The 23,529-nt window shown below is 64.9% G+C and carries 20 protein-coding genes; 7 read left to right on the plus strand and 13 right to left on the minus strand.

All coding sequences use genetic code 11. The annotated features are described in order from the left end of the window. Window positions 1-30: 30 nt before the first annotated feature. The 6 genes from AB4Y64_RS08290 to AB4Y64_RS08315 form a co-directional block, all read right to left on the minus strand. Entirely contained in the window at window positions 31-402 is a 372-nt protein-coding gene (locus AB4Y64_RS08290; protein WP_441815976.1) for a hypothetical protein, read from the minus strand. Continuing rightward, the gene (locus AB4Y64_RS08295) at window positions 399-983 is read right to left on the minus strand and encodes a bactofilin family protein (protein ID WP_441815977.1); all 585 of its coding nucleotides are present in this window, start codon (window positions 981-983) and stop codon (window positions 399-401) included. The genes AB4Y64_RS08290 and AB4Y64_RS08295 overlap by 4 nt, the downstream gene beginning before the upstream one ends. Window positions 984-1,163: 180 nt before the next feature. Continuing rightward, entirely contained in the window at window positions 1,164-2,774 is a 1,611-nt protein-coding gene (locus AB4Y64_RS08300; RefSeq protein WP_441815978.1) for a carboxyl transferase domain-containing protein, read from the minus strand. 162 nt (window positions 2,775-2,936) lie between these two features. Further along, the gene (locus tag AB4Y64_RS08305) at window positions 2,937-3,320 is read right to left on the minus strand and encodes a hypothetical protein (protein ID WP_441815979.1); all 384 of its coding nucleotides are present in this window, start codon (window positions 3,318-3,320) and stop codon (window positions 2,937-2,939) included. 294 nt (window positions 3,321-3,614) lie between these two features. Beyond that, window positions 3,615-3,983: a hypothetical protein gene (locus AB4Y64_RS08310; protein WP_441815980.1), complete on the minus strand. Its 369-nt coding sequence runs from the start codon at window positions 3,981-3,983 to the stop codon at window positions 3,615-3,617. 122 nt (window positions 3,984-4,105) lie between these two features. Then, complete coding sequence (locus AB4Y64_RS08315) at window positions 4,106-5,281, minus strand: thiolase family protein (RefSeq protein WP_441815981.1); 1,176 nt, start codon at window positions 5,279-5,281, stop codon at window positions 4,106-4,108. Window positions 5,282-5,556: 275 nt separating this feature from the next. Between AB4Y64_RS08315 and AB4Y64_RS08320 the strand changes: the two genes are divergently transcribed. After that, the gene (locus AB4Y64_RS08320) at window positions 5,557-8,412 is read left to right on the plus strand and encodes a S8 family serine peptidase (protein ID WP_441815982.1); all 2,856 of its coding nucleotides are present in this window, start codon (window positions 5,557-5,559) and stop codon (window positions 8,410-8,412) included. Between the two features lie 42 nt (window positions 8,413-8,454). Here AB4Y64_RS08320 and AB4Y64_RS08325 read toward each other — a convergent pair whose 3' ends face one another. The 4 genes from AB4Y64_RS08325 to AB4Y64_RS08340 all read right to left on the minus strand — a co-directional run bounded on the left by AB4Y64_RS08325 (window position 8,455) and on the right by AB4Y64_RS08340 (window position 13,188). Next, on the minus strand, window positions 8,455-9,612 hold the full coding sequence (locus AB4Y64_RS08325; RefSeq protein WP_441815983.1) for an isovaleryl-CoA dehydrogenase: 1,158 nt from the start codon (window positions 9,610-9,612) through the stop codon (window positions 8,455-8,457). A 1-nt stretch (window position 9,613) separates the two neighbouring features. Further along, entirely contained in the window at window positions 9,614-10,327 is a 714-nt protein-coding gene (locus tag AB4Y64_RS08330; RefSeq protein ID WP_441815984.1) for a carbonic anhydrase, read from the minus strand. 290 nt (window positions 10,328-10,617) lie between these two features. After that, window positions 10,618-11,721 (minus strand): Glu/Leu/Phe/Val dehydrogenase dimerization domain-containing protein, encoded by a 1,104-nt coding sequence (locus tag AB4Y64_RS08335; RefSeq protein WP_441815985.1) that lies wholly within the window; start codon window positions 11,719-11,721, stop codon window positions 10,618-10,620. A 201-nt stretch (window positions 11,722-11,922) separates the two neighbouring features. Continuing rightward, window positions 11,923-13,188: a 2OG-Fe(II) oxygenase gene (locus AB4Y64_RS08340; RefSeq protein WP_441815986.1), complete on the minus strand. Its 1,266-nt coding sequence runs from the start codon at window positions 13,186-13,188 to the stop codon at window positions 11,923-11,925. A 231-nt stretch (window positions 13,189-13,419) separates the two neighbouring features. Between AB4Y64_RS08340 and AB4Y64_RS08345 the strand changes: the two genes are divergently transcribed. The 4 genes from AB4Y64_RS08345 to AB4Y64_RS08360 are packed head-to-tail and all read left to right on the plus strand — an operon-like array spanning window position 13,420 to window position 19,276. Beyond that, window positions 13,420-16,911, plus strand: a complete 3,492-nt coding sequence (locus AB4Y64_RS08345) for a methylmalonyl-CoA mutase family protein (protein WP_441815987.1) — start codon at window positions 13,420-13,422, stop codon at window positions 16,909-16,911. Between the two features lie 48 nt (window positions 16,912-16,959). Further along, entirely contained in the window at window positions 16,960-17,670 is a 711-nt protein-coding gene (locus AB4Y64_RS08350; protein WP_441815988.1) for a PT domain-containing protein, read from the plus strand. After that, window positions 17,670-18,200, plus strand: a complete 531-nt coding sequence (locus AB4Y64_RS08355) for an ImmA/IrrE family metallo-endopeptidase (protein ID WP_441815989.1) — start codon at window positions 17,670-17,672, stop codon at window positions 18,198-18,200. Before AB4Y64_RS08350 ends, AB4Y64_RS08355 begins: the two co-directional genes overlap by 1 nt. Then, the gene (locus AB4Y64_RS08360) at window positions 18,200-19,276 is read left to right on the plus strand and encodes a beta family protein (protein ID WP_441815990.1); all 1,077 of its coding nucleotides are present in this window, start codon (window positions 18,200-18,202) and stop codon (window positions 19,274-19,276) included. Before AB4Y64_RS08355 ends, AB4Y64_RS08360 begins: the two co-directional genes overlap by 1 nt. On the opposite strand, the gene AB4Y64_RS08365 is transcribed toward AB4Y64_RS08360, so the two are convergent. Next, a complete protein-coding gene (locus AB4Y64_RS08365) occupies window positions 19,206-19,865 on the minus strand; it encodes a sce7726 family protein (protein ID WP_441815991.1) in 660 nt (219 codons plus the stop codon). The two genes, AB4Y64_RS08360 and AB4Y64_RS08365, sit on opposite strands and share 71 nt — an antisense overlap. Before the next feature lie 171 nt (window positions 19,866-20,036). On the opposite strand from AB4Y64_RS08365, the gene AB4Y64_RS08370 reads away from it, so the two are divergent. Continuing rightward, window positions 20,037-20,840, plus strand: coding sequence for a restriction endonuclease (locus AB4Y64_RS08370; protein WP_441815992.1), 804 nt, complete (start codon window positions 20,037-20,039; stop codon window positions 20,838-20,840). A gap of 44 nt (window positions 20,841-20,884) precedes the next feature. Here AB4Y64_RS08370 and AB4Y64_RS08375 read toward each other — a convergent pair whose 3' ends face one another. Then, a complete protein-coding gene (locus tag AB4Y64_RS08375; protein ID WP_441815993.1) occupies window positions 20,885-21,133 on the minus strand; it encodes a hypothetical protein in 249 nt (82 codons plus the stop codon). Window positions 21,134-21,490: 357 nt separating this feature from the next. Beyond that, window positions 21,491-22,285, minus strand: coding sequence for an OmpA family protein (locus AB4Y64_RS08380; RefSeq protein WP_441815994.1), 795 nt, complete (start codon window positions 22,283-22,285; stop codon window positions 21,491-21,493). Window positions 22,286-22,549: 264 nt separating this feature from the next. On the opposite strand from AB4Y64_RS08380, the gene AB4Y64_RS08385 reads away from it, so the two are divergent. Further along, window positions 22,550-23,476 (plus strand): M14 family metallopeptidase, encoded by a 927-nt coding sequence (locus AB4Y64_RS08385; protein ID WP_441815995.1) that lies wholly within the window; start codon window positions 22,550-22,552, stop codon window positions 23,474-23,476. The last annotated feature ends 53 nt before the right edge of the window (window positions 23,477-23,529 follow it).

A 23,529-nucleotide genomic window follows, 5' to 3' on the forward strand; every position in this document is an offset into this window, starting at 1 on the left:
CGGAATGACGAATGAGGGAACGCAGCCGCCTCAGTGGCGGCCGCGTCCACGTCCGGCTCGATAGCCCTTGATCTCCACCGCTTCGACTTCCAGGGTGAAGGAGCGCTCTTCGCCAGCGAAGAGCGCGCCAACCCCCATGACCTGGCGATCGATCTCGACGCCCTCGTCATTGCGGATGGTCAGCACCACCGAGTATTCCAGCGCGTTGTCGCCGGGCGGTGGCTTGATCGTTCCTTCCACGCGCAGTGGCACCGACCGCTGTTTGGCGGACTCCACTGCATCGGGGTCGAAGCGCAGGTGGTGCCGGCACGATGGACAGACCGTGGCGCTGTCCAGGATCTTCGTCTTGCAGTGCGGGCAGATGCGCGTCGCGCCGGGTGTACCGGGGCGAACAGCACTCATGCGGCGGTGCTCGCCTCCGCCTTGTTGAAGTCGGCCTTGTCAGCCTTGTCGGACTTGCCGTTGGCCTTGGCCAGTTCCTTCTCGTCCCAGCCGAACTCGACCTGGCCACGCATGCGCGCACCAGCCGCGACTGTGACCGTGCCGGCCTTGACGTCGCCGACGACCACGCCACCTTCGAGCAGCTCGACGCGCGTAGCCGATTCGATGTTGCCTTCGAGCTCACCTGCGATGACGACCTTGCGCGCCCGCACGCCGCCGGTGACCTTTGCGCCGACTTCGACCGTCAGGTCGCCTTCGACCTGCACGTCACCCTTGAAGCGGCCGGCGATGCGGATGTGGCCCGCGCCCTGGATCTTGCCTTCGATCGACAGATCGGCCGCGATCAGCGATTCCTTGCCCTCGCGCTCGGCCGGGCGCGGCGCCGGTGCGGCAGCGGGCTTGGGAGCGGGGGTGGACCCGAACGAGATTTCATTGCGCACGTCCGGCTCTTTGCCAAGTGCGGATTCCGGTTGACCCGGCTGGTTCGGCGGCAGGTTCTCGCGCTTGGGGGTGGACGACGGGGGGGAATTGAATATCGCCATGGCACGGACTTCCTGATGTTGGGCGGAACGTAATGAAGGATTGAAGTGCAACCAGTCGAGGCTACTGGCCGTTACCCATCATCGGTGTGACGCGCCTCACCCAATCATCACGGTGTGCCAACCGTTTATCTGAGGATCACCTGTCTGAATTGGCCTGCGCGGCAATGCAGCGCAAACGCCTTACATGCGGAACACGCCGAAGCGCGTGCGCTCCTCAATCGGTGCATTGAGGCTCGCCGACAGGCCCAGGCCGAGCACGCGACGGGTGTCGGCCGGATCGATGATGCCGTCGTCCCAGAGCCGGGCCGTGGCGTAGTAGGGATTGCCCTGGCTTTCGTACTGGTCGCGGATCGGCGCCTTGAAGGCTTCTTCCTCGTCCGCCGTCCAGATCTTGCCGGCGGCTTCGATGCCATCGCGCCTGACCGTTGCCAGCACGCTGGCTGCCTGCTCGCCGCCCATCACCGAGATGCGCGCGTTCGGCCACATCCACAGGAAGCGCGCGCCGTAGGAGCGGCCGCACATGGCGTAGTTGCCGGCGCCGAAACTGCCGCCGATCACGACGGTGAACTTGGGTACGTGCGAACAGGCGACCGCGGTGACCATCTTCGCCCCGTCCTTGGCGATGCCGGCGTTCTCGTACTTGCGACCGACCATGAAGCCGGTGATGTTCTGCAGGAACACCAGCGGGATGCCGCGCTGGTTGCACAGTTCGATGAAGTGCGCCCCCTTGAGTGCGCTCTCGGCGAACAGGATGCCGTTGTTGGCGACGATGCCGACCGGGTAACCGTGCAGGTGCGCGAAACCGGTGACGAGGGTCTTGCCGTAGCGCGCCTTGAATTCCTGGAAGTCGCTGCCGTCGACGACGCGGGCGATCACCTCGCGGATGTCGAACGGGCGGCGCGTGTCCTTGGGCACGATGCCGTACAGCTCGCTGGACGGATACAGCGGCTCGCGCGCGGCCTGCACCGCGACGGGCAATGTCTTGCGCCGGTTGAACGTGGCGACGATGTCGCGCGCGATCTGCAGCGCGTGGCGGTCGTCCTCGGCGAGGTGGTCGGCCACGCCGGAAACACTGGTGTGCACGTCGGCGCCGCCGAGCGCTTCGGCATCGACGATCTCGCCGGTCGCGGCCTTCACCAGCGGCGGGCCGCCGAGGAAGATCGTGCCCTGTTCGCGCACGATGATCGACTCGTCGCACATCGCCGGCACGTAGGCGCCGCCGGCCGTGCATGAGCCCATCACCACAGCGACCTGCGGGATGTTCTCCGCGCTCAGCCGCGCCTGGTTGTAGAAGATGCGGCCGAAATGTTCCTTGTCCGGAAACACCTCGTCCTGCAGCGGCAGGAACGCGCCACCGGAGTCGACGAGGTAGACGCAGGGCAGGTGGTTCTCGCGCGCGATTTCCTGCGCACGCAGGTGCTTCTTCACCGTCATCGGGAAGTAGGTGCCGCCCTTGACCGTGGCGTCGTTGGCGACGATCACCACTTCCTGTCCCATCACCCGGCCGATGCCGCAGACCATGCCTGCGGCCGGTGCCGCGCCTTCGTACATGCCTTCGGCGGCGAGCGGGGCGATCTCGAGGAAGGGTGAACCCGGGTCGAGCAGTGCGGTGACGCGATCGCGCGCAAGCAGCTTGCCGCGTTCGGTGTGGCGGGCCCGGGCCTTGTCGCCACCGCCTTCGGCCGCGCGGGCGAGGCGGGCATCGAGCTCGTCGACCAGGGCGCGGTGATAGGCGACGTTGTCGAGGAAGTCCTGCGAGCGCGGATCGATGTTGGAAGTCAGGGCGGGCATCGATGCAATGGGTGCGAAGGATGCGGCATGAGACCACAAAGGCCGGTGTGGGGCCAATCGCATGGTCGGCATCGCACCTGCCGGTGTCGAGGCAAAAAGAAAGGCCCGCTTGCGCGGGCCTTTCGACACTCGATGCGGAAAGCTCCGCAAGTAATTCCAGGGTTACTTCTTCTTCGCTTCTTCCGCGGCCTTGTCGGCCTTGTCGGCAACCTTCTGCGCTGCATCGGCCGTGGCCTGGGCGGCGTCGGAGGTTGCAGCGGCGGCGCCGGCAGCGGCGTTGGAGGCAGCGGCAGCGGTGGAGTCGGCAGCCTTGTCCATGGCGGCACCGGCCTGTGCGGCGGCGGCATCGGTGGCGGCAGCGGCGGCTTCGGCGCTTTCGTTGGCGGCGGTGGACGCGGCGTCAGCGGCGTTGGAGGCGGCGTCGCTGGCCTTGTCGGCGGCAGCGTTGGCGGCTTCGGCGGCTTCGGTTTGCGCGGTTTCGGTCTTCTGGCAGGCCGACAGGGCCAGAACGGCGGCGGCCAGGGCTACATAGAGCTTGGTGTTCATGAGTCTCTCCGAGAGGTTGTCTGAGAACTGCCAGGTAGAAAAGTCGCTATCAACCAGATCAGGCAACGCCGGCGCTCACAGCGATCCGGCCAGGCCAGTCCGATCGTTCACTGACCGCTTTGGAGCTTGCTTCGTCTTCGCTTCGTCTTGCTTCGTAATGTCGTTTTCAGACCACTTGCTTAGACCCTGTCGCGAACCATTCGTTCGAGGGTCTCTCTACGGAAAAAGCCGCCGGGAATCCCGGCGGCTCTTCCTGTGAGAGTAGACACTCGGGCAGTTGCCTGCCCGAAGTGATTACTTCTTCACTTCTTCCTTGGCAGCGTCAGCAGCCTGGCCGGCAGCGTCAGCAGCCTGGGTGGCGGCGTCAGCAGCCTGGCCAGCGGCGTCAGCAGCAGCGTCGGCAGCGGCCGGAGCGGTTGCAGCGGCGGTAGCGTCGGCCGAAGCAGCGGCGGCGTCAGCAGCCTGAGCAGCGGTGTCAGCAGCGGCCTGGGCAGCGTCAGCAGCAGCGGCGTCGCCGGTGGCAGCAGCGGTGTCGGCAGCAGCAGCGGCTTCGGTCGAAGCGGCGGCGGCGTCCGTGGCAGCTTCGTCAGCCTGCTTCTGGTTCGAGCAAGCAGCCAGGGCCAGGCCCATAGCCAGGGCGAGCAGCGCCTTGTTGAAAGTCATGGTTTATATCCTCGTCGTTTAGTTAGGCAACGCGCAGTTGCGCGTCTATAACATGATGACAAGCCGGTGACGCGTGTCAAGCGGCTTGTCCGGTTTTTTTTAAGTAATACGTTTTTAACGTCTTATAGCAGTTCTACAGCAATCGCGGTCGCCTCGCCACCGCCGATGCACAGGGAAGCGACGCCGCGCTTGACGCCGCGTGAACGCAGCGCATGCACCAGGGTCACGACCAGGCGGGCTCCGCTGGCACCGATCGGGTGCCCCAGCGCAACCGCGCCACCGTTGACGTTCAGCTTTTCGTGGGGGATGCCCAGGTCCTTCATCGGCGCCATCGCCACGCAGGCAAATGCCTCATTGACCTCGAAAAGATCGACGTCGGCGACGTCCCAGCCGGCCTTGGCCAGCACGTTTGAAATCGCTTTCACCGGTGCGGTGGTGAACCACTCCGGCGCCTGGGCATGGCCGGCATGGGCGACGATCCGGGCCAGCGGCTTGAGGCCGCGCTTGCCGGCTTCCTCGGCGCTCATCAGCACCGTTGCGGCGGCGCCGTCGGAAATCTTCGACGACGATGCGGCGGTCAGGACGCCTTCCTTGCCGAAGGCTGCGCGCAGGGTCGGGATCTTCGCCAGGTCGATCTTGCCCGGCTCTTCGTCGCCGTCGATCACGACCTCGCCCTTGCGGCCCTTGACGGTCACCGGAACGATTTCGTCCTTGAAAGCGCCACCGGCCACGGCGGCCTGGGCGCGGCGTGCGCTTTCGGTCGAGAAGGCGTCGAGCGATTCGCGGTCGAAGCCGTACTTCTCGCAGGCCATGTCGCCGAACACGCCCATGGCCTTGCCGTCGTACGGGCTGGTCAGGCCGTCGTAGGCCATGTGGTCGAGGAACTCTGCGCTGCCGTAGCGGATGCCGGTGCGCGAATTGTTGAGCAGGTGCGGGGCGTTGGTCATCGACTCCATGCCGCCGGCAACGACGACACTGGCCGAGCCGGCCTTGATCAGGTCGGTGGCCAGCATGATCGCCTTCATGCCCGAGCCGCAGACCTTGTTGATCGTGGTCGCGCCGGCCGAGGTCGGCAGGCCCGCGGCGAGCGCGGCCTGGCGCGCCGGCGCCTGGCCGAGGCCGGCCGGCAGGACGCAACCCATGATCACTTCGTCGACCTGGTCGGCGGCGACGCCGGCGTGTTCGAGAGCGCCGGTAATGGCGGCCGTGCCCAGCACGGGGGTGGGCACGCCGGTGAACTGGCCGAGGAAGGAACCGATGGCGGTGCGCTTGGCACCGACGATGACGACGTCGCTCATGGGGAACTCCGGGACAAATCAGGCCAGCGCGGCGGCTGGAACCCCCGGATTATGCGGCGGCGTGCTGCACCGCCGCAAACTGCCCGATGGGTGGGGCCGTTAAGCCAGGCGGGGGGCTCGCTGCGGACCCGGGAGTGGCCGGCCAACCGCTGGCCGGGCGCCGGTACTTGCGACTTCGTCCGATTGTGGCGGGCGGCACGTTGGATTAAAACGGGCCATCTGGATGCGCCGGATTCGCTGGGGAGCGACGCGCCACCTCCGAGGCCGAAGCCGACATGCACTATCGCGAAGAGGGACTTGTCACCGCGCTGCGCGCCGCCCTGCTGTGTGTCGCAGCCCTGGCCGTGGTCGCCTGCGGTGGTGGCGGGGGCGGCGGCAACGTGCGTTCGACACCGCCGCCGGCGACGCCAAGCGCGCCGCCGCCGCCACCGCCCACTCCGCCGGTGGTGTTCGCGGCCAACCCGGACTTCTCCAAGCATCTGTCGGTGACCGACGCGCTGGCCACCCGCAACAGCGGCATAACCGGTGCCGGCGTGCGCATCGGCGTGGTCGACAGCGGCGTGGTGCGTAGCCACCCGGCGCTGTCGCCGCGCGTGGTTGCCAACCTGACCTACGTGACGTCGCCACCCAACAACCTGCTGGTCGACGATGTCGTCGAACACGGCACCGCGGTGTCGCAGATCATGGCGGGCAGTGCGTTCGGCGCCTGGCCCGGTGGCATTGCACCGGGCGCGGAAATCGTTTCGGCGCGCATCCTCGAAGACAAGGAGCCGGCCGACGACGGTTCCGGCCAGGGCAGCCAGATCGATGGCGCGCTCGGCCTGAAAGCGATCCACCAGGACCTCATCAACCGCGGCGTGCGGGTGATGAACAATTCCTGGGGCGGTGTCTACTGGACGAACCCCGCCGCCACGACGCAGATCGCCGACGAGTACCGTCCTTTCGTCCATGGCAATGGCGGCCTGGTGGTGTTTGCCACCGGCAACGAAGCCAGTGCGAACCCATCGAGCATCGCCTCCCTGCCGAGCCAGCTCGGGACCGGCGGCGTCATGACGGCGGCCGATCTGGAAGTCGGCTGGCTGGCGGTCACGGCGATCAACCCCGACAACGTGCAGCAGCTCGATATCGGCAGCAACGGCGCGGTGTACGCCAATGCCTGCGGCGTGGCCATGAACTATTGCCTTGCCGCGCCGGGCACGGTGGTGGTGACCGGCAGCAAGGACACTCCGACCAACCCGACCTACTGGAGCTGGAAGGGCACGTCGCTGGCGGCGCCGCAGGTGTCGGGCGCCGCGGCGCTGGTGTGGCAGAAGTTCCCGTATTTCAACAATGACCTGGTACGGCAGACCCTGCTCGGCACCGCCAGGGACCTGGGCACGGCCGGGGTGGATGCGACGTTCGGCTACGGTCTGCTCGATGTCGGCAAGGCGCTCGGCGGACCGGCACAGTTGAACTGGGGCACTGTCACGGTCGCTTTCGACGGTGCCGCCTCGACCTGGTCGAATGCGATCTCCGGCAGCGGTGGGCTGGTCAAGCAGGGCACAGGCGAGCTGGTGTTGAACGGTTCGGGCAGCTACACCGGCGCCACCGTCGTCCAGGGCGGCCGGTTACGCATCGGCAGTGGCATCGTCTCGCCGGTGACGGTGAGTGCAGCCGGCACATTGGCGATCGGCAGCGGCACGACGTCCAGCGGCGCCAGCGTCGGCAACAGCGTGGTCAACCAGGGCACATTGTTGATGGACTCGGGCTCATCGGCGATCACCGGGAACTACCAGCAAAGCAGCGCCGCCCACCTCGCGTTGATGGTCGGCGCCCGGCTCAGTGTCGGCGGCACCGCCAGCCTCGCCGGCAACGTCAACGTGCTCGGTGTGTTGTCGGGGTACGTCCGCAGCAACCGCGAGGTGTTCCTCAATGCCGGCGCGATCAATGGCCAGTTCGACAGCCTGACCGCACAACCCAACGTGCTGCTGACCGCGACACTGGGTTACGACACGCAGCAGGTCTGGCTCGACATCACCCGACTCGACGTCACCGCGGCGGCGCAGTCCATGGGCTTCAGCCCGACGAGCGTGGCCAGCGCGCAGCGCGTGGAGGGCGCGTTCGACGCCATCGATGACGGGAAGGTGCAGGGCGATGCCGCGCCCGATTTCGTTGCCGGCGCCGGGCTCATCCAAGGTGCGACCACTGCGGCCGCGGTGGAGCAGTCACTGTCCAGTCTTTCCGGCGAGCTGCACGGCGCCGACACCGCGTTCGCGCTGATGGTGATCGAAGGCAACCGGCGCGCGCTGGAATCGCGCGTGGACGCGTTGCAGTCCGCGCCGGTGGCGGGCACGTGGAGCAACGACCTGCAGGCGCAGCGGGCAATGTCGCGGTTCGACATCGATGCCGATGGCTGGATGCTCGGCCAGGACCGGCGTCTCGGCGAGCGCCTGACCGTGGGCATGGCGCTGTCGGAGACCGAGGGTTACGCGCATCACGAGCTGCGCTCGGACCGCGAGCACAACCGCCAGGCCGAGGCGCAACTGTACGGTGCCTATGACCTCGGTCGCGGCTATCTGCTGGGTAGCGTCGCGCTGGGTCGCATGCAGCGCTGGACGCAGCGCGACATCCTGCTGGGCGCCGATGCGTTCCGGGTCGATGCCGACTACGCGCAGCGCTATGCCAACCTCGGCCTGCAGGCGGGCCTGCCGCTGTCGGTCGGTCGCGCGCGCATCACGCCGTATGTCGGCGTGCAGTCATTGCAGCTCGATCGCGACGGTTTCAGCGAGCAGGGCGCGGCCGGCTTCGGGCTGAGTACGACGGCATCGACCATGACCCTGGGGCAAGGCCTGCTCGGCGCGCGCTTCGCCTACGACTGGCGGGCCGGTGCGTCGCTTTGGAGCCTGGAAGGGCGCGCCGAGTGGCAACACCTGTTGTCGCACTCCGGTGGCGACATCGACGCGCGATTCACCGCGCTGGATGTGTGGTCGCCGATCGTCGGCGAAGCGGCAGACCGCGATGTCGGCGTGCTCGGCCTGAGTCTGGGTACGCAGTTCCGCCACGCCGGGCGCATTGCCTTCGACCTCGACACCCAGCGCCTGCAGGACCAGACCTGGACGCGCGCCATGGCCACGTGGTCCATGGGCTGGTGAGCAGCGTCATTCCCTCCCCGGATTGCCGGGGAGGGCAGTGGTTCAATGCTTGTCGTTGAACAGCTCGCGGCCGATCAGCATGCGGCGGATCTCGTTGGTGCCGGCGCCGATGGCGTAGAGCTTGGCGTCGCGCAGAATGCGGCCGGCCGGGAACTCGTTGATGTAGCCGTTTCCGCCGAGCGCCTGGATGCCTTCCAGCGCGACCTGCACCGCCGCTTCGGAGGCGTGCAGCAGGCATGAGGCGGCATCGACGCGGCTGCTGCGGCCGGCGTCGAAGTCGCGTGCGACCTGGTAGGCGAACGCGCGGCTCGACTGCAGCGCGGTGTACATGTCGGCGATCTTGCCCTGCATCAGGCCGAACGTACCGATGGCGGCGTTGAACTGCTTGCGCTCGCGCACGTAGGGCAGGGCGATGTCGAGCGCGGCCTGCATCAGGCCGATCGGGCCGCCGGTGAGCACCAGGCGTTCGGTGTTGAGCCCGCGCATGAGCACCTTGACGCCCTTGTGCACTTCGCCGAGCACGTTCTCGTGCGGGATCTCGCAATCCTCGAACACCAGCTCGCAGGTGTTGGAGCCGCGCATGCCGAGCTTGTCGAGCTTCTGCGCGGTGGAGAAACCCTTCATGCCCTTTTCGACGATGAACGCAGTCATGCACTGGCTGCCTGCATCCTTGCCGGCGGTGCGCATGTAGACGATCAGCACGTCGGCCTCGGGGCCGTTGGTGATCCACATCTTGTTGCCGTTGGCGACCCAGACATCGCCCTTGCGCTCGGCGCGGCAGCTCATCGAGCCGACGACGTCGGAGCCGGCGCCAGGTTCGCTCATCGCCAGCGCGCCCTTCCATTCACCGCTGCACAGTTTCGGCAGGTACTTGCGGCGCTGGTCTTCGTTGCCGTTGGCGTAGAGGTTGCTCACGCACAGGTTGGAGTGCGCGCCATAGCTCAAGCCAACCGAACCCGATGCGCGCGAGATCTCCTCCATCGCCACCAGATGGGCCAGGTAGCCCATCTCGCTGCCGCCGTACTCGGCCGGGACGGTCATGCCGAGCAGGCCAAGCTCGCCGAACTTCGGCCACAGGTCCTGCGGGAACCAGTTGTCCTCGTCGATGCTGGCGGCGCGCGGTGCGATCTCGACGTCGGCGAAGCGGCGGACTGCATCGCGCAGTGCGTCGAGATCGTCACCCAGTGAAAAACTGCGCATGTCAGCCCTCGTAGTGGATCAATGGCCGCCCGTTGCGCGGCTGGAGATTGCGATTGTTGTGGCGGTAGTGCGCGACGAAACCGTCGATCTGCCGTTGCGACATTGTCACCGGGGCGGGCAAAACATACCACTCGACGTTTTCGGTCAGCGGAGGCGTGGTCAGCGAGCCCAGGTAGTGGTAGTAGCCGCGCTTCGCCGGCAGCAGGCCATTGATATCGATTTCATCCGATCCGGGATGCCCGGTCTTGTGCGAAAGGTCATCCAGCAGTGCCTGGACCTGGGCATTGGCCGCGCCGCTGTCGTACATCACGGCGACGACGGCCAGGCGCCCGTCCTGGGCCTTGAAGACGAAATGCCCCTCCAGCGGGAAGTGACGGCCATCGAGCGTGTGCTCGCTGCGGGCATGGAAATGGAACTGCGCGAGGGTGAAGTGACGCCCCCGTATGGTGGCTTGCGTCGTATTCGTTTCGACCTCGACGGCGTGGCCGTTGTCGACGACCTCGGCCGGGGCGCGCAAGTGGTCGAACTGCAATGCCGCCGGTTCGTCCTTGCCGGCCGGCAGGGCATCGGCGGTGACGATGTCGATCGGCGACTGTGCGGTGTCGCGGGCAGCCTTCCATTGCTCCTGGTGGTCGTAATCGAGCTTGCTGTCGGCGGCCTGGACGGCGGCCGTGAGGGCCAGGGAAAGGGCGGCGATTGTCAGGAACCTGACCATGGTGGCGTCTGCGCGATTGGGGGCAGTCAGCTTGTTCCCGGCCCGGGGAAGACGGCGTTGAGAATGCTCTGAAACGGCGAGGGAGCGGGCTCGGCACAAAAAGAAACGCCCGGCGGGGCCGGGCGTTCTCAATACTTTTCCAGCCAACTCACCGGATCCGTGCAATTGCCGGAGCAACAACCCCCTTTGGTAGCGGGGGCGCCTCGGCAGCGGCAGGGAATCGGCAGCGAAGGCTGGGGCCCATGGTTTGCGCTAGCAACCTTTGGGGATTGCCTGTCGCAGACAGGTAATCAATGCCCGCCGCGGATCCTGCCCTGGAAGCGCGGAGCGCTGCGGCCCAGCGGCAGCTTCAGCTTGCCGATGGCGCTGATGCGCTCTTCGGCCAGGCGGTCGGCGGCGCGGTAGGTCGGGATCGCATCACGCTCGGCGATCTCGAAGATGCGCGCGAGGTTGTGATAGATCGTGCGCATCATGCGCATGGCGCGCTCGCGGTTGTAACCGTCGAGTTCCAGCGCCACGTTCATCACGCCGCCGGCATTCACCGCATAGTCCGGTGCGTACAGGATGCCGCGCTTGGACACTTCGTCGCCGATGGCGTTGTTGGCCAGCTGGTTGTTGGCGGCGCCGCAGATGACCTTCATCTTCAGGCGCGGCAGGGTGTTCTCGTTGACCGTGCCACCCAGGGCGCACGGCGAGTACACGTCGGCCGGCACGTCGTAGATCTCGTCCAGGCCAACGGCTTCGGCGCCGTACTCGGACACGGCCTTGTCGACCAGGCCCTTGTTGATGTCGGTGACGAAGATCTTCGCGCCGCGCTCCTTGAGCAGCTTCACGAATTCCATGCCGACATGGCCAAGGCCCTGCACGGCGTAGGAATACTTGCCGACTTCCTCATCGCCGAAACGCTTGTTGAGCGTCGCCATCAGGCCCTGCAGGGTGCCGTAGGCGGTGAACGGCGACGGGTCGCCCGAACCGCCGTGGACCTGGTGCACGCCGGTGACGTACTCGGTTTCGCGGTAGACGTATTCCATGTCGTTGACGTCGATGCCGACGTCCTCGGCGGTGATGTAACGGCCGCCCAGCGCCTCGACGAACTGGCCGAACGCGCGGAACAGCGCCTCGGACTTGTCGGCAGCCGGGTCGCCGATGATCACGGCCTTGCCGCCGCCGATGTTCAGGCCGGCGACCGCGTTCTTGTAGGTCATGCCGCGCGACAGGCGCAGCACGTCATTGAGCGCGTCCTGCTCGGTCTTGTACGGCCACATGCGGGTGCCACCCAGGGCCGGACCGAGCACGGTGTTGTGGATCGCGATGATGGCCTTCAGGCCCGCGTCCTTGTTGTGGCAAAACACGACCTGCTCGTGGCCGAAAGTGTCCAGAGTTTCGAAAATCATCGGGTGCTCCGCTGCTGGCGTCAGGATGCGCGCGTCGCGCCAGCCGCCAACTGTGATGTGTAAGTAGTTGAATCTAGAAGGATTCGCCTCCGTGGCCGGGGAACACCCCTCACCACAGGCGCGACAGTCTAATGCAATCGACGGATACGCATACGTACGCGACAGGACCGGCAAAATCGGCCCGTGACCCGCGATGCCTGTTCAGAAATTGCGGTAGGGCGCCTGCCGCAGCCACAGGGTGGCCAGCCACTTCACGCCGCGCTGCACCGGAAGGCCGGCGTGCAGGGAATCCACGTCGGGCGAGCCGTCGGCGTGGAGGTTGTCGAAGACCACCGCGCGGCCGGGGCGCGGCGCGACTTTCAGGCCCGACAGCGGGAACTCGGTTTCGCCGCCGGCTTCGACTTCATTCAGATAGACGCAGATGGTGCGCATCCGGTTGCCGGCCTGCGGGCAGTCGCGCTCGATCGATCCGGGCGGGCGGTAGTCGCGGTGAGGCCGGTATTCCTGGCCGGGTTCGTAGCGCAACACCGTCAGGTGCTCGGCGTGCGACAGCGGAACGCCGGCGGCGCTGGCCATGCGCAACTGCACGCAGCGCAGCGACACGTCTTCGAGGATCGGGTCGAGGGCGGCATCGCTGCTGGTGCGGATCTGCATCGGCAGCGGCAGGCCGGTCTCGGGGTCCACCGTCTGCGAACGGCGCAGGCGCGACTCGGCGTTGGCCACCAGCAGGCGGCATTCGTCGGCGCTGAGCAGGTTGTCGCAGGTCATCACCCGTGGCCGCAACGACTGCCGGCGCAGGGTCACCGGATACAGCGCTTCCTCCATCGACATCGCGCCGGAAGTGGTGCCTTCGGCGCGGTACTCGGGCACGGCGATCTCGGGCATCGGGCCGACGCCAACGGCTGAAAGCTGCGACCAGATGTCGCGCGCTGCAAATGGCTGGCGCGCACAGCCTTCGCCGCGCGCCAGTCGCTCGGCGAGCAGTCGCGCCGCGACCGCATCGCCGTGGCCGGCGGCCAGTTCCAGCATCTGGATGCAGCGGGTCTGGTCGGCCGGATCAGGCTTGCGGCCGAAATGGATGGCCGCTGCCCGCAGTGCCGGCGGATAGTTGGCGCGCACCGCGCGCATCAGGCGCTCGTTGATGCGGCCGTCGCGCGGCAGGGCGAAGCCGCCGAGGGCGACCAGTGCCAGGAAGTAGCTGGCGATCGGGCTGCCGGCATGCTCGGCGCGCAGCAACCAGGCGCTGGCGATCTGGGCATCGGCCTCGCAGCCGACGCCGTACAGCAGCATGCGCGCGCATTCGATCTGGGCATTGGCCAGGCCGGCTTCCGCGGCGCGCTGGTGCAGCACGAATGCCTCTTCCAGCTCGTGCCGCAGCACCAGAGCCGTCGCCAGCTGGTAAAGCGCCTGCGGCGAACCGTGGTGGGCCTGGCGGCGGAGCTCGATGAGGGCGGTTTCGTCTGACATGGGCGGCGATGGCTTGGGGGTTCGAGTGTAGCCAGAACGCGGTCGGGTTCGCAGGTGGTGATGGGGATGACGGGGTGGGGCTGGGGCGGCGGCCATGGGGCGGGGGCAATGACGCCGGGTTCCCGCCTTCGCGGGAATGACCGGCTGATGCGAGCAGGCAGGGTCCGTGCCGGAGCCTGAATGTCCGACGCGCTACAATCCGCATTCGATCGTTTCCGTATTGAGCGCGTCATGAGCACCCCTGCCAGCCCCCTCCCCGATACCGCCGTCGAGAGCAGCCCGCTGCGCTTCGTCACCGCCGCCAGCCTGTTCGACGGCCACGACGCCGCCATCAACATCATGCGCAGGCTGATCCAGGGGCAGGGCGCCGAAGTCATCCACCTGGGCCATAACCGCTCGGTCGAGGACGTGGTCCGCGCCGCGCTGCAGGAAGATGCCGACGGCATCGCGCTATCGTCTTACCAGGGCGGGCATGTCGAGTACTTCAAGTACATGGTCGACATGCTCAAGGAGCGTGGCGCCTCGCACATCCGCGTGTTCGGCGGCGGTGGCGGCACGATCACGCCGGAAGAAATCCGCGAGCTGCAGGGCTACGGTGTCGAACGCATCTACCACCCCAACGACGGCATGCACATGGGGCTGGTGGCGATGATCGAGGACGTGATCCGCCGCGCCAACGACGCCCGCAAGGGCGCGCAGACGCCAGAGCACGCACCCGACAAGGACGACGAGATCAGCATCGGCCACATGCTCTCGGCGATCGAGGAAGGCCTGCTCGACGAATCGCAGCTGTCGCACCTGCGCAAGCAGTGGCAGCTGGCCGGCGGCAAGACCCCGGTGATCGGCATCACCGGCACCGGCGGCGCCGGCAAGTCGTCGGTGACCGACGAGCTGCTCAACCGTTTCCTCGCCAGCTTCCCCGAGATGCGCATCGCGGTGATCTCGGTCGATCCGACCCGCCGCCGCACCGGTGGCGCGCTGCTCGGCGACCGCATCCGGATGAACTCGCTGCGCTCCAAGCGCGTGTACATGCGTTCGATGGCCACGCGCCGCCAGCACGCGGCCACCAACACCGTGCTCAAGGACTGCATCGGCTTCCTCAAGGGCCTGGGCTACGACCTGGTGATCGTGGAGACGGCCGGCATCGGCCAGTCGGATTCGGAGATCGTCGATTTGGTCGACTTCCCGATGTACGTGATGACCAGCGACTTCGGCGCGCCGAGCCAGCTGGAGAAGATCGACATGCTCGACTTCGCCGAACTCGTCGTGCTCAACAAGTTCGACAAGCGCGGCGCCGAGGATGCGCTGCGCGACGTGCGCAAGCAGTGGAAGCGCAATCGCGTCGCCTTCCAGACCAAGGACGAGGACGTCCCGGTCTATCCGACCATCGCCAGCCAGTTCAACGACCCCGGCATCAGCTGGATGTTCGCCAACCTGTGCCGCCTGCTGCGCGACAAGCTGTCGCTGCCGGCCGGCAAGTGGACGCCGGAAATCGACACCTCGCTGAAGGAACCGCGTGCGACCGTGCTGATCCCGGGTGCGCGCGTGCGCTACCTGGCGGAGATCGCCGAGCAGGGCCGTGGCATCAATGCGCAGATCGAGACGCAGGCCGAAGTGGCCGACCGTGCGCAGAGCTATTGGCAGTCGCTGCATGACCTGGGTGACGAGAGTCTGCCCAAGGCGCTGGACCTGTATGACTCGGGCGATCTGCTGACGGATACCGTTCGCCCTGAGCGTAGCCCGCAGGGCGAAGTCGAAGGGCTGCCCGCAGATCGCACGCTGCTGACCCTGCGCCAGCGCTACAACGACGCCATCCAGTCGCTCAGCTCCGACGCCCTCAAGCTGCTGCGCGGCTGGCCGGCGCGCCTGAAGTCGATCACCGACGAGGTCAACGAGTACCAGGTCCGCGACAAGACCATCCGCGTCGAGAACTACCGCGAGTCGCTCAGCCACCAGAAGATCCCGAAGATCGCCGCGCCCACGTACAAGAGCTGGGGCGAGCTGCTGACCTTCCTGCAGAAGGAAAACCTGCCGGGCTACTACCCGTACACCGGCGGCGTCTACCCGTACCGCCGCACCGGCGAGGACCCGATCCGCATGTTCGCGGGCGAGGGCACGCCCGAGCGCACCAACCGCCGCTTCCATTACCTGTCGGTCGGCCAGCCGGCCGCGCGCCTGTCCACCGCCTTCGACAGCGTCACGCTGTACGGCGAAGACCCGGCCGTGCGCCCGGACATCTACGGCAAGATCGGCAACTCCGGCGTCAACATCGCCACGCTCGACGACATGAAGAAGCTGTACTCCGGCTTCGACCTGTGCGCGCCGAGCACGTCGGTGTCGATGACGATCAACGGCCCGGCGCCGATCATCCTGGCGATGTTCATGAACACCGCCATCGACCAGCAGGTCGAGAAGCACCTGCGCGCCGACCAGGCGCGCTGGGACGAGGCGCACGACAAGATCGAGAAGATGTTCGAAGGCCGCCAGCGCCCGACCTACAGCGGCATGCTGCCGGAGACCAACGACGGCCTCGGCCTGGGCCTGCTGGGCGTGACCGGCGACCAGGTCGTTGATGCGGAGACCTACGAGAAGATCAAGGCGCACACGCTCGCCACCGTGCGCGGCACCGTGCAAGCCGACATCCTCAAAGAAGACCAGGCGCAGAACACCTGCATCTTCAGCACCGAGTTCGCCCTGCGCATGATGGGCGACATCCAGCAGTTCTTCGTCGACCGCAGCGTGCGCAACTTCTACTCGGTCTCGATCTCCGGCTACCACATCGCCGAAGCCGGCGCGAACCCGATCAGCCAGCTCGCCTTCACCCTGAGCAACGGCTTCACCATCGTCGAGTACTACCTCGCGCGCGGCATGAAGATCGACGACTTCGCGCCGAACCTGTCGTTCTTCTTTTCGAACGGCATGGACCCGGAGTACACCGTCATCGGCCGCGTCGCCCGCCGCATCTGGGCGCGCGCGATGCGTGAGCGTTACGGCGCCAGCAGCCGCAGCCAGATGATGAAGTACCACATCCAGACCAGCGGCCGCTCCCTGCATGCGCAGGAGATCCAGTTCAACGACATCCGCACCACGCTGCAGGCGCTGTATGCGCTGTTCGACAACTGCAACAGCCTGCACACCAATGCCTACGACGAAGCGATCACCACGCCGACCGAGGAAAGCGTGCGCCGCGCTGTCGCCATCCAGATGATCATCAACAAGGAACTGGGGCTCAACTTCAACGAGAACCCCTGGCAGGGCAGCTTCATCGTCGACAAGCTCACCGACATCGTCGAGGAAGCGGTCTACAAGGAGTTCGAGGCGATTAGCGAGCGCGGCGGCGTGCTCGGCGCGATGGACACCATGTACCAGCGCGGCAAGATCCAGGAAGAGAGCCTGTACTACGAGCACAAGAAGCACGACGGGTCGCTGCCGCTGATCGGCGTGAACACCTTCCTGCCGAAGGACCATGGCGGCGATATCGTCACCGAGATCGAGCTGATCCGGAGCACGGAAGGGGAGAAGGGGCAGCAGATCGAGAATGTGGCCGGGTATCAGGGCAACCGGAATGGCTACGCGGCTGCAGGCTTGACCTCGCTACAGGCCACGGCCCGCGAGCGACGGAATGTGTTTGCCAGCCTGATGGAGGCGGTTAAGACGCATAGCCTGGGGCAGATTAGTCATGCGCTTTATGACGTGGGTGGGGAATATCGTCGCAATATGTGAGACTGGCGTCTGTTATGAGGGTGAGCCCGAGCTATGACGCAGAAGCGAATGATCGGCACGGCCAGCAAGCGAAAAGAACGGCTGTTCAAGGGATTGGCTTGGGTCTGCGCTTCGGGGCTCTTCCTCATCGCCGCTTACGTATATGCGCAGCCTCATTCGCGAGTAATTAAGGCTGTTCCGGTGATCCAGGTCTCGACGGCGTTTCCTGACGCCCCTGATGTTGGCAGTTCCACCAAGGCGTCAGTTCCACAGGGCTCGCAAGAGCAAGGGGAGCAAGCGCCACCCGCAGAACGACCGGTCGCGCGACCGGCGGCACAACCGACGGCACAACCGACGGCACAGCCGGCGGCACAGCGGACGGCACAGCCGGCGGCAGAGCTGGTTTCATCCGCAGATACAATTGCGGCAATGTCCGGCCTTTATCAGGCAATCATCGCGATTCTGATCGCCCTGTTAGGTCTGCTCGCTGTCTTCTCGGTACTTTCGCTGAGATTTCTATCAAGGAATGCTGCAGAGGAGATTGCCCATGGGGCCGCGAGTGCAGCAGTGGAAGCTGCAATGGCGTCGCACAAGTTCTATCAACTGGTAGATGACGCGGTAGGTCAGGAGATCGCCGCTTCCAACTTTGCCTCGCTTGCGGATCGCCTTTCGCGGCTGGAGCAGCTCTTGGCTTCTGAGCAGATTCGTGAGGAAAGAAAAGGACAAGAATCTGTGCCCGAAACAACTGTTGTGGCCCCTGCTAAGAAGGATCACGAGTGATGGCGATCGTAATTCGAAAACTGGAGCCGGCGGAAACGCGAGATCGTGTAGTTATCGAGAGTCTTGAGTCCTTGCATGCGCGACTGCGGCGGTCGGGTCTTTTAAGTGTTCCGCTGAATGTCCACGTTGTGGCCGAGTTCCTCGGGCTGGAGGTCAGCGAGGAAGTGATGGATGACGATATCTCGGGGTTTTTGGAGTATCGGAGCGGGCGTTGGGTAGTAGGGGTGAATTCATTGCATCATTCCAACAGGCAACGATTCACCATTGCTCACGAGATTGCTCATTACATTCTTCATCGGGATCATGAGCAGAGCTTTGTTGATCAAACATTCGCGCGTAGGTCCGATTCGCCAGATCGGATGGAGCGGGATGCAGACAGATTTGCGGCAGAGCTGCTGATGCCAGAGAGTGAGGTGCGCAAGCTGATTGATGGGGGGTGTACCTCACTCCAGGAGCTGGCGGCTAAGTTTAAGGTTTCTGCGCTGGCAATGAGATTTCGTGTCCAGTCGATGAGCTACCAGGTTCGATGATGACTGCTTCCAGAGGTCTCTATTTGCCAATCATCAGGACGCGTTCCGCTGAGTTGCGGGGGCTGAAAGAGTTGCGCGGTGAGGCACTTGATGTGATTTTGCCGGTCGTTGAGTTAACGCGATCTCGGCGGACCGCGAAGAATCCCCTGGGTGCCTTGTCGATTACGGTTGGCACCGTCGCAGATATTCTCGGGTTGCGCCCTTTCGTCGCTGACCTTACTTCATTGGAGGGGCAGCAGAACTCTGAGTTTACAAAGCTTTTGGACCCATCAGACGGTTTCGCAAGCTGGGTGGAGTTCGTTAAGAATGTGCTTCCATCGACCGCAATTCCTGTTGTTCATTTGACGGATCCCTTCGACGCCGACGAATACTGCAAGCAGGTGCGCAAGCTGCTTGTGACGCACGGTACGCTGGCACTCCGAATTCCAACCTCTTATGCAGCACTGAATAGTGTTGTCGAGGCACATAAGGCCTTCATCGGTGGGCTAGATGCCCTGATTCTGCTGGTTGACGCCTCTTACGTCATGGAGCGCGATATTTCTGGCGCGCTTGCACGAGTAAGGGAGATGCTTGAGGGATTGGGCGCCGACCTCGATTCCTTCGCCATGCGCGCCGTTGCAGCAAGTTCGTTTCCAAGTAGCGTCATGTCTGCCGGCGGAGGAGACAGTCAAGGGCAGTTTCATTTGTCCGAAGTTGAGCTTTCGACCAGGTTGCAGCGCGAGTTTCCGAGGCACGGTATCCGGCATTCGGATTACGGAAGCATTCATCCGCTGCAGTTTGGCGGTGTGGTGACCCAGTGGGTTCCGAGGGTTGACGTTCCTTTGGATCTCGATGTCTTCTATCATCGATATAGGCGAGATGATGGTGGCTATGTTCGAGCCGCGGCTGAGGCCTTGAGTGATCCTCGGTACGTGGAGCTAGATTGTTGGGCTCACGAGAACATAGTAGCGGCCGCAAATGGGCTGCCGTTGGGTAGGAGTCCTGCGTACTGGATCTCGGTTCGCGTCAATTACCATGTTTCCCGCCAGGCCACTCGTTTGTCGCGAGAATCAGATCTGGAAGCGTCAGTATCCTGAGGTCGTCTAGTGTGGGCGTGTGGCCAAGCTCTTCAACGAACGCAGTATGTCGAGTTCGAAGGCGCTCATAGACCGAGGCGAGTGCTAGTTGATTGATCTCATCAACTGAAAGTGACCCTACGGTCATTGCGCGTAGCTCTGTGAGCGTCGCGTCATGCGAGCGGATCCCCTTGGATTGAAGGATGTTTCGCAGCTCAAATGTCCTAAACCAGTACGCAGCGGCTGCCTTTGTGAGCAACTTCCTGGCTTTCGGCGTGCGGAGTATTTGGGGTGTCGCTGATGTTATGTCGATCAGGCCGACACTCCGTGGGGCGATCGCTCTAACGCCGGGAAGCAGGTCGCGCGTGGTTGCGATGCTAACTTCGAGGAACATTTCAAGATAACCGGAGAGCTGTGCTTCAAGCTTTCGAATGTCATCGCGCGGTCCCTTGATCTCTATTGCGGCTAAACGATCTGTCGAGGCGATTGCCAGGTCGGCGCGGTATCTGCCATCCCCAAAGCGCAGTTCTGAGCCAATGGCTTCATCTGGGCCTAGTTGCGGCACTAGAATTGATAACAAGCGAATCTTTGCGTCGTCCGCGGTTTCCATGTGCGCTTTTTAACCGGAGAGCTTTCAGGTCGGGTCGACGTCGCGATCTTAACCTGCGCTAGGCGCGCGATGGGAGGCCATGATTAGCCGTTCGAAGCTACATTCGGGGATTGAGAGTAAATGGATTGGCACTAGAGGTGGCTCTAGGTGCCTGATCGCTTTCGACCGGGTATGGACAACTGGACGCAAACTCATGATGGCGATGGTTGGGCGGAAATGGCACTCAAACCGGTAAGCCGTCGCCATGACGATGCGCTGTCGCGCGTCGGTTGGGAACAGTTCGAAGCGCTCGTTGCTGGCCACTACCGAAGCCAGGGGTACCAGATCGAGCACGTGGGGACGGGAGAGACTGGCCGGTGCTCCGACGGCGGGGTCGACCTGAAGCTCAGGCGCGACGACAGCTACATCCTCGTCCAGTGCAAGCGCTGGACGGCGATGAAGGTTCCGCACAACGCGGTGCATGAGCTGCTCGGCATCATGGTCAATCAGGGCGCGACTGGCGCGATCCTGATCACGAGTGGCGAATTCACGAAGGCGGCGATCGAGGCTGCGTCCCGCCAGCGGAATTTCAAGCTGATCGATGGGCATGAGCTTCGCGTCATGCTTGGTCCTGCGCCGGATTCGGCCGTGGACTCGCTGGCGCGGATGCGCGGTCCAGTGGCGGAGGCTGCAGGCAAGGCAGCGTTGAGACTGGGTCGGGCTGTGGTGGCGAAACTGATCGTGGTTGGGCTGTTTCTGATTGTCCTGGTGTTGGTGGCCCGGCATCTGCAGGTTGTCATGCGTTCGTTGCCGGCGCCGGCGGTGCCGGCAGCAACCCGCCAGGAGACGAGCGGAGCTTCCGGGGCGGCGGTCCCGTCCGGGCAGGTCGTTGACGGCCAGGCGCAGGGGAAGCGCTCAGCTGACGAGCTCGTCGAGTCGCAATCCAGGACTGATGAAGGGATTCAAGTCATTGCGGAGACGACGCCGGAGATGTGAACTAGCTCCGCCTGACTCTTGGTCTCACCCTTTTTGGCGCGAACTCAATGCCAGAGCCGGTAGACACCGAGCAGTGCCAGCGGGAAGAAGACAGGCGCTGACCGATAGAGCACGAATGTGGCGCGGCTGCTGGCTCCGTCTTGCGCCGCTTTGCTGGCCAGGTGCACTCCCATGCTGACCGCCCCCAGCATGAGTACTGCGATAGTGGCGGTGATGAAGCCATCTCCTCGTGACAGCAGGGGCATCGTCAAAATGCCCGCCATCAGTAGTGCTATTGCGATCCTGAGCGCCATGCTCAACTCCCAGAGCCCTTAGGTGAACCGGGTGCAAGGCTACGTGCGCCGAGTGCCCCCAGCCGTCCGCTGGACGACATAGGTCGCGAGGCCAGCGACCGCTGCCAAGGCCCACTTGCGCCAGTCCGGTGCAATCAGGCTCTCGATCGGAAACGACGCCGCCAGGACGATGGCGGCAACAATGGTGCCCTTCGCAAATCGATTCATTTTTTCGGCCGAATGGACCTCAAGCTAGCGACGCGCGCAGTGGGTCGTCCATAAGAGCAGCCTCAAATGAGGGGCACAAAAAAACCGCCCGCGTGTGCGGGCGGTTCTCGGGTTCATGTATCGCCTGATTAGATCAGGGGAGAGGTGCGATTACTTCGCGCCGCCCTGCACACCCTTGTCGACCACCAGCTTCACCTCGACCTTGCGCGCATTGGCATTGCTGCCCGAGCCCGCATCGGCCGCAACGCCCATGCCGGCCGGGGCACGGACGCGTCCGGGTTGCAGGCCGCCTTGCTGCCGCAGGTAGTTGGCGACGGCTGCGCCGCGCATCGTGCTCAGGCGCTGATTCGCCTCCGCGTTGCCGGTCGAATCAGTGAAGCCCTGCATAACGATCTGGTAGTTCTTGGTCTCCTTGGCCTTGGCCGCCAGGGCGTCCAGATCCGACTTGCCCTTCGCCGAGAGGGCGGTGCTGCCCGAGGCGAACAGCACTTCGGCAGTGGCAAGGGCTTCGTACGTACCGAAGTCGTCTATGCGGGCGGCGTTCGCGGTGGCCAACTCGCTGGTCGGCGCCACACCGGCCTGCACCTGCTGCGCGGTCTTGAAGTCTTCCGACTTGAACGAGATCTCGGTGGCGTTGAAGCCGCTGCCGGCGGCGACGACGTCGGCGCTGATCGGCAGGCCCGGGATCAGTGCGCCCGGCTCGACCTTGGAGTGGATGACGCCCGTGAGGCCCTTGGTTTTCTTCAGCTTGGTGTCGGCCGACACGTTGATCGTCTGCACGGCGTTGTTGCCGTCCTTGACGGTGAGCGTGTTGCCGTTGACGCCGGTGATCAGGCCTTTGATCTTGCTCTTGTCGCCGTCGGCGGCAAGCGCCGAGGTGGCGGCGAGGATGCCCACGAGGGCGGTGGTGAGCATCAGGTGCTTGTTCGGCTTGCTGGTATTCATGGTCATTCCCTTTGGGTTGGATGTACGACTGACGCCTGGTCACCGTCCTTGCCTTGTGCGATGCCACCGGTTCCCCGGGGCCAGCGTCGGTGGCCCGTTTTCGCCAGCTGCCCAGCCCGGGAGGGCGGCAGTCGGGGGTGGCGGGTCATTAACCTCCTAGGGGGATAAAGGGGGCGTGAGATGGGGGGAGGGGGAGATGGGGAAGGTGCTTGTCGGAGCGGTGTTAAAGTTGCGGCCCCTTTGTGATCACGCAGCGAGCCGCGCATGACTGTCCAGGCGTTCTATCCCATCGGCATTCCCGGACAAGCCTGGGGCGAGACGGAAAAGGCGCAATGGTTGTCGCGGCAGACGCGCCACCGCAGCTTCGAGTCGGAGGTGCGGGGCAAGATCGAGGGGCTGGGTTCGCGCTTCGATGTCGTCCAGTACGGCGAGCTGAACTACGGCGCGGACAGCTACCCGCTACTGGCGATCAAGAGCCGCAACTGGCGCGACGATCTGCCCACCGCGCTGGTGACCGGCGGCGTGCACGGCTATGAGACTTCCGGCGTGCACGGCGCGCTGGAGTTCGTCGATCTGCATGCCGCCAGCTACGAAGGCAAGGTCAATGTGCTGGTCGCGCCATGCATCAGCCCGTGGGCCTATGAGCGCGTGCATCGCTGGAATGCGAATGCGATCGACCCGAACCGCTCGTTCCGCGCCGACAGCCCTGCGCAGGAGTCGGCGGCGCTGATGCAGCTGGTGGCGCCGGTGAGCGGCCAGGTGCTGGTGCATATCGACCTGCACGAAACCACCGACAGCGACGAGTCCGAGTTCCGTCCCGCGCTGGCAGCACGCGATGGCAAGCCGTTCGAGCCGGGCGAGATCCCCGACGGTTTCTATCTGGTCGACGACAGCGAACGCCCGCAGCCGGGGTTCCAGAAGGCGGTGATCGAAGCGGTGGCGAAGGTCACCCACATCGCGCCGGCCGACGACAAGGGCGAGATCATCGGTTCGACCGTGGTCGCGCCGGGCGTCATCGAATACGCGTTGCGCAAGCTTGGCCTGTGCGCGGGCATCACCGACGCGCCGTACAAGACCACCACCGAGGTCTACCCCGACAGCCCGCGCGCCACGCCCGAGCAGTGCAATGCCGCGCAGGCAGCGGCGGTGTGCGCGGCGATCGATTACGCGCTGGCCCACCCGGCGGGGTGACGGTCCAACGCCGTCGCGCCTGAAGGCGCGACGGGCGTCGCGGAAGGCGGCAG

It is taken from the genome of Lysobacter sp. TAF61, from assembly GCF_052113485.1.
Classification (GTDB): Bacteria; Pseudomonadota; Gammaproteobacteria; order Xanthomonadales; family Xanthomonadaceae; genus Lysobacter_J.

Bases quoted from the DNA above. Each gene is read 5' to 3' on its own strand.
- AB4Y64_RS08340 (WP_441815986.1), bottom strand. From the start codon at position 13,188: ATGTCAGACGAAACCGCCCTCATCGAGCTCCGCCGCCAGGCCCACCAC.
- AB4Y64_RS08355 (WP_441815989.1), top strand. From the start codon at position 17,670: ATGGCGATCGTAATTCGAAAACTGGAGCCGGCGGAAACGCGAGATCGT.
- AB4Y64_RS08305 (WP_441815979.1), bottom strand. From the start codon at position 3,320: ATGAACACCAAGCTCTATGTAGCCCTGGCCGCCGCCGTTCTGGCCCTG.
- AB4Y64_RS08365 (WP_441815991.1), bottom strand. From the start codon at position 19,865: ATGGAAACCGCGGACGACGCAAAGATTCGCTTGTTATCAATTCTAGTG.
- AB4Y64_RS08375 (WP_441815993.1), bottom strand. From the start codon at position 21,133: ATGGCGCTCAGGATCGCAATAGCACTACTGATGGCGGGCATTTTGACG.
- AB4Y64_RS08320 (WP_441815982.1), top strand. From the start codon at position 5,557: ATGCACTATCGCGAAGAGGGACTTGTCACCGCGCTGCGCGCCGCCCTG.
- AB4Y64_RS08360 (WP_441815990.1), top strand. From the start codon at position 18,200: ATGACTGCTTCCAGAGGTCTCTATTTGCCAATCATCAGGACGCGTTCC.
- AB4Y64_RS08380 (WP_441815994.1), bottom strand. From the start codon at position 22,285: ATGAATACCAGCAAGCCGAACAAGCACCTGATGCTCACCACCGCCCTC.
- AB4Y64_RS08315 (WP_441815981.1), bottom strand. From the start codon at position 5,281: ATGAGCGACGTCGTCATCGTCGGTGCCAAGCGCACCGCCATCGGTTCC.
- AB4Y64_RS08330 (WP_441815984.1), bottom strand. From the start codon at position 10,327: ATGGTCAGGTTCCTGACAATCGCCGCCCTTTCCCTGGCCCTCACGGCC.
- AB4Y64_RS08300 (WP_441815978.1), bottom strand. From the start codon at position 2,774: ATGCCCGCCCTGACTTCCAACATCGATCCGCGCTCGCAGGACTTCCTC.
- AB4Y64_RS08325 (WP_441815983.1), bottom strand. From the start codon at position 9,612: ATGCGCAGTTTTTCACTGGGTGACGATCTCGACGCACTGCGCGATGCA.
- AB4Y64_RS08370 (WP_441815992.1), top strand. From the start codon at position 20,037: ATGGACAACTGGACGCAAACTCATGATGGCGATGGTTGGGCGGAAATG.
- AB4Y64_RS08310 (WP_441815980.1), bottom strand. From the start codon at position 3,983: ATGACTTTCAACAAGGCGCTGCTCGCCCTGGCTATGGGCCTGGCCCTG.
- AB4Y64_RS08385 (WP_441815995.1), top strand. From the start codon at position 22,550: ATGACTGTCCAGGCGTTCTATCCCATCGGCATTCCCGGACAAGCCTGG.
- AB4Y64_RS08295 (WP_441815977.1), bottom strand. From the start codon at position 983: ATGGCGATATTCAATTCCCCCCCGTCGTCCACCCCCAAGCGCGAGAAC.
- AB4Y64_RS08345 (WP_441815987.1), top strand. From the start codon at position 13,420: ATGAGCACCCCTGCCAGCCCCCTCCCCGATACCGCCGTCGAGAGCAGC.
- AB4Y64_RS08335 (WP_441815985.1), bottom strand. From the start codon at position 11,721: ATGATTTTCGAAACTCTGGACACTTTCGGCCACGAGCAGGTCGTGTTT.
- AB4Y64_RS08290 (WP_441815976.1), bottom strand. From the start codon at position 402: ATGAGTGCTGTTCGCCCCGGTACACCCGGCGCGACGCGCATCTGCCCG.
- AB4Y64_RS08350 (WP_441815988.1), top strand. From the start codon at position 16,960: ATGATCGGCACGGCCAGCAAGCGAAAAGAACGGCTGTTCAAGGGATTG.